3 protein-coding genes are annotated in these 5,764 nt (G+C 44.9%); all 3 read right to left on the minus strand.

The genetic code is table 11. From position 1 onward, the window contains the following. Positions 1-50: 50 nt before the first annotated feature. The 3 genes from MKX30_RS25150 to MKX30_RS25160 all read right to left on the minus strand — a co-directional run bounded on the left by MKX30_RS25150 (position 51) and on the right by MKX30_RS25160 (position 4,827). On the minus strand, positions 51-1,916 hold the full coding sequence (locus MKX30_RS25150) for an ABC transporter ATP-binding protein (RefSeq protein WP_076265430.1): 1,866 nt from the start codon (positions 1,914-1,916) through the stop codon (positions 51-53). Next, positions 1,891-3,786 (minus strand): ABC transporter ATP-binding protein, encoded by a 1,896-nt coding sequence (locus MKX30_RS25155; protein ID WP_081365948.1) that lies wholly within the window; start codon positions 3,784-3,786, stop codon positions 1,891-1,893. Before MKX30_RS25155 ends, MKX30_RS25150 begins: the two co-directional genes overlap by 26 nt. A gap of 216 nt (positions 3,787-4,002) precedes the next feature. Beyond that, a complete protein-coding gene (locus tag MKX30_RS25160; protein ID WP_028541396.1) occupies positions 4,003-4,827 on the minus strand; it encodes a thioesterase II family protein in 825 nt (274 codons plus the stop codon). Positions 4,828-5,764: the final 937 nt, after the last annotated feature.

Raw genomic sequence — 5,764 nt, forward strand, 5'->3', positions numbered from 1 at the left:
CCGTCTCTCTCCTCGCAAAATAGATATTGGTAAAAAGGAAATTCGCATATTTATGCGGTTTGTTCCTCGGGATGCTTTCGAAATTGAAGCTCATACAGCTCTGCATAATGACCTCCCTCGGCAAGGAGCTGATCATGGGTACCCTGCTCTTTCAGTTCGCCATCGGCAAGGACACAGATCGTATCCGCCCGTTCAATCGTAGACAATCGATGGGCAATAACTAATGTCGTACGATCCTTCATCAGCTCATTTAAGCCCTGCTGGACTTCATATTCCGATTCTGCATCCAAAGCCGAGGTCGCTTCATCCAACAGCAAAATCGGTGCATTTTTGAGCAAAGCACGGGCAATTGCGATCCGCTGTCTTTGACCGCCGGACAAATTGGCTCCGCGTTCACCGACAATCGTGTCGTACCCCTCTGGCAGCTCGCCTATGAAGCCGCTGGCATAGGCTGTTTTGGCCGCAGCCTCTACTTCTTCATCCGTGGCAGCCGGTGAGCCAAAACGGATATTATCCGCTACTGTACCGTGGAACAGCGTAGCCTCCTGTGGTACATAGGCCATTAAATCCCTGACCTCATCCAACGGAAATTCTTCTGCCAAGCGACCACGAACCCGCAGCACACCTTCGTCCGGTGGGTAAAATCCCAGCAACAGCTTCATGACTGTGCTTTTGCCACCACCACTCGGGCCGACAAGCGCGGTTACCTGCCCTTCTGGCACGACCAAGTTTAACCTTTGCAGCGTTGGATGGTCAGGCTGATAGCCAAAGGTGATGTCGTGCAGCTCCAGCGCAGCCGGAGTCTGTTCAATGGCGTGGTCTGTACGCAAGGTCTCAACATCGCCATAGAATCCCCCAGATTCACGGGCTGATAAAGCTGCCGTCTCGGGATCGATAAGCCTAGTCAGCGGTCCCTTCTTTTTAGCCGCGGGGAACTGCTCCTCTTCCTTCGACTCATCCAGAATTTCGCGAATACGCGCCAAGCCTGCCAAGGAGTTTTGTAACAGTGTTACAGCCGCCCCTAGCTCCAAAAAAACCGTTGAAATACCGGTTTGCAGCTGCACAATCTGTCCCAATACCCCCAGTTCCATTTGCTTCTGCGATACCAGAATCAATCCGGCGACAAGCACACCGCCCAGCGTGATGAACTCTATGACAAAATTGCACATATCCTGCAAGCCCATATGACGTCCCTGCCGAATGCTGATGCGGTTTATGTCCTCGCTTGCATCGTTACAAAGTCCACCTACCTTTGTCCTCAACCCAAACAACTTCACCGTCTGCAAACCGGAAAGCAAATCACTCAATCGTTCCGTGAACCTGCTCATCCGTCCCTGTAACTCTTCACTTGTCTTTCGCATTTTCTTCGCGAAATGAGCGTTTATCCAGGCTGAAGCCAGCCCAAGTAAAACCGCCATAATCCCAAATCGCCAATCCAGAACCATCAAAATGACCAACGAGCCCAAGAAAAGCGAAATTTCTAGTATAATCGAGCGGATATGAACGGTGTAAGCCTGCTCCAGCGCCTGTACATCGTTCGTCATACGGGATACAAGATCACCCGAATGGTGTTTTTCGGCTTTTTCGTACGATAGCTTGACAATGTGGCCAAATAGTTTCATTCGTACATCGGCAATCGCCAGCTTTACACACCGTTTATACATATAGCTGCACAGGGGGGAAATAAGACTTAATGCCAAAAATGTACCACTGACCAAATAGACCGCTCGGTATAGCTCCTGTACATCGCCATTAACCGCAAAATTCAGCAAATAATGCACCACGAAAGAAAGTAAAATCGTGATGCTGGCATTGGTCAGACTATTGCCAACCAGCCCGGTAAAATACCATTTTCGATGCGGCTTCATCAGGGACATCAACTGCTTAAATTCATAAAACCCCTGCTTGAAGGTCACGACGCTCACTCCTTTCCTCAGGCAACGAATTACCGTTTTCCGCCGTATGCTGTTCTTCTTCAAAATTTTTCAAATACAGCTTTCGATACACACCATCACGACCTAGTAATTCCTCATGAGAACCCGATTCCACAATGCTCCCCTGATCGAGTACAATAATACGGTTCGCCTGACGTACGGTTGACAGTCGATGAGCAATGACCAGTACCGTCCGGTTTTGCATTACCGCATTCATCGCATTCTGCACCTGAGCCTCCGACTGACTATCGAGTGCTGAAGTCGGCTCGTCCAATAGAAGCAGCGGAGCATTTTTCAGTAATGCTCTTGCTATAGAAATACGCTGTTTTTGACCGCCAGACAATCCGCCTCCCCGCTCGCTTAACAGGGTTTCATAGCCCTCGGGAAGTTGAACAATAAAATCATGCGCATGTGCCGCTTTCGCCGCCTCGACAATTTCTTCCCGAGTCGCCTCCAGACGTCCATATCCGATATTTTCTGCAATGGTGGCCGGAAAAAGCGACGACTCCTGAGATACCATCGAAATATGACTGCGCAGGCTTGTTAAATTCCAATCTGTCAAACTCTTTCCAAATAGTTGAATGGTTCCGGCATGCTCTCCAGGTTCATTAAATCCGCAAAGCAGCTTGAAAATCGTGCTTTTACCGCCACCGCTGGCACCGACAATCGCCACCATATCCCCTTGCCCTGCCTGGAAGCTGATATCCTTCAGCACTGTGTTCCCTTCATCGTAGCCAAAGGTCAAATGCTCAAAGCTGACTATAGCAACACCATCAACGCCATCATCGCTTTCTGCTCCGCCTTCACTCATTCGGTTGGCTTCCCCATCTGCATCGTCTTCCAAATGAGGCGCCCTATTCTCTCGCCTCTGATCTACCAAGGTCATTTCGCCGTCCTGACGTTCATTCTGCCAATCCAGCACCTCAAACAAATGCTTTGCGGCTCCACCCGCTTCCTTCATTTGCGAAATGATTGTCGGCAGCATGGCAATCGGCTGTAATATGAACGAAATCAGGTATAAAAAAAGTACAATGCCTCCAGCATTCAGCTCTCCTTGTTGTATCAGGTATCCTCCGTATACAATGACCAAAATAATTGGTGTTGCCAGCATCATCACACCTACTGGAGTAATGGCTGCATAGCGCTTTTCTAGCCTTAAGCCGCGCTTGACGACCTCCTCCATAATCACCATATACTTCTTCAACAGCACAGCTTGCATATTGAATGCCTTGACGATAGGGATTCCTCCGATTGCATCTTGCCCCACAGCGTTCAAATGAGCAATTTTCTCCTGAAGATCTGCGGAATATTTTTCAATCGGCTTGCTCATTAGTGATGTTATGATCATTCCTATTGGCATGAGCGCAAGACTTGCCAATATCAGTTTCCAGCTTGTCAGTAAAAGCAATATGAGTGATGCCGTAAACACAAGCGGTAAATAAAACAGATTGGAAAACTGCTGGATAAAAAAGTTCTGTAATACTGCCGTATTATTGGTTAGACGGGATACCAAATCTCCGGTAAATTTCCTTTCCACGCTGGAAACCGGTAAATCGCAAAACTTATGTACGAGATCGCCTCTCAAGTCGCGCAGAGCACTAACACTAAAACGCGCTGAAGCGTACCTCATCACAAACTTACAGGGCATTCCAATTAGCGTCATACCAACAACCAGATAGATCATGTTCTGGGTAGAGGAGAATGTCCCCTGTGCCATTTGCTCAATAGCCTTACCCAAAATAATGTCAATAGCTGCCAAACACAAGGAGGCGATCACCGTTATGAAAACCCATAGATTATACGGCCTTACATAACGTGCGACTCTCCGAAAAGCAGAATTTGATCGAAACAAGGGCATCCCTCTTTTCGTTGCCCACACTTTTTCAGTGGGAACTTTTTATATTGGCTGTGGACGTCGTTGAGATAAACTCTGGGTTTGGATGCATGAGTATCCGTACAGAATAAAATGCGATTTTGAACTATGCTGGAATTTGCATCTTGTTTGTGGGTTGGTTGTCGATTGTTGCTGAGATGGTAATAACGAAGTGTATCGTGATGTGTGGGACATTCAACTCTGTCTGAATCGTGGTTGTAGGGTGCTTGTGTTGTAAGCTGTATGAGCTGCTGCCGCGTGGGCCATCGGCGAGGATGTAGAAAGAATGTTCTCGACTGCGCTCATAACTTCTTGTTCTTGTTCATGGATGAAAAAGTGATTACCTTCGAACATCTGAACATCCATAGGTGATGTCGTATGCTGTTGCCAGGCATGGAGTGAATCTGTGCTAACCTCAAAATCCTTCATTCCGCCTAAAACGGTCATCGGACATACCAGTGGATTTCCCGGCTGATAAACATAAGTTTCACATACCTTAAAATCTGCACGCAGACGAGGCATAATAATTTGCATCAATTCTGCATTTTGCAGCACCTCTTCAGGTGTTCCCTGCATCAAACGAAGCTCTTCGGTGAAAGAATCGTCTGCTAAATCATGGAGTCGTTTTTTGGAGTATGGAAGATGTGGTGCGGATTTACCAGATATGATGATATGCACAGGTAGCTTTCCAGTTTTGCTGTACAACTGTCGTGCTGTTTCAAATGCAATCAGTGCACCCATACTGTGCCCAAAAAAAGCGAACGGCTTATGCATGTATGGGGCCATAGCGGGAATCAACGATTGAACGATGTCCTGAAGAGTATCCATTGGAGCTTCTGTTGAGCGGCTTTCACGTCCTGGAAGTTGTATAGGCAACACGTTAATATCAGGCGCGAACCTAGACTTCCAAGAGTTAAATATGTAAGCGCCACCACCAGCGTAGGGGAAGCAAAATAGTTGGAGCTTCGCAGTCGGTTGGACCTCTGTTTTTGCGAACCAAGATTGTGATCGAGTTGTCAAATGAATTCCTCCATCCTCTATGCAGTTCATAATTTTACAGTAAATCCTTATATCTCTTTTTTTCTTCCAACACTTTCTAACTGTTTTTAAATATACAAACTTTAAAACCGCTTGGCATGGGACAAAAGGGCTAAATTGATGGAGCTCATAAAAATAAAACAAAATCCATATTATGTTATTTGTTTCCAAACTTCAAAAGCAACAATTTCACTTTTTGTATTAGTTATCTGTCAATCATGATCTGATAATTTAGTTTAAAACGAAATTTTTGGTTTTCACGAATTTTGTAAAACTAAACTCATTATGATTTACATTGAAGCTCCAACCCCTTATCCTACAACAATTTTATCTTTACATGCCATTAACATAAATGTAACAAATTCAACCTGATATCATCCGACAAATTCCGCCTTTTTCCGCAACTCTCTTTAACCTCCTAAATAATGGATCGAATTTGTATCAAGCTCACATAAGCCAAAATTAATAACTCTTTAATTTTGTAATAAATATTGTTATTTCATAGTCCTAAAGGACCATATTTTTCATATTTTTTTCTGACTCTTCGTCTAAAAAATTCAGTTCGGATTGAGTTTTTCTCTCCCAAAGCTATGAATTTTCTTTTCAAACTCTAATAGAAACGTTTCTATCTCGCTTCAAAAGTACCTGTTCTCTAGAAATTTATAGCCTTACTTTTAATCTTCCCCCTAAAAAAACAGTAACGGCAAACAGCAAGGCTCCCTGTTGTTGGAGACTTGCTGCTTTATAAATTTCATTATGTTTGACTTCACTATCGGTCGATATGCAGAGTGTTGTAAGCTTTATAATAGTTATGCCCCAATCTTATTAATTTAGTGGAATGGAGTATATGTAATGGTTTCTTGTATATTTTCCAAAATGCGAAAGCCTTATGGTATACAAAAAGAGCACAGCCTTAATG

It is taken from the genome of Paenibacillus sp. FSL P2-0173, from assembly GCF_038008045.1.
GTDB lineage: Bacteria > Bacillota > Bacilli > Paenibacillales > Paenibacillaceae > Paenibacillus > Paenibacillus polymyxa_B.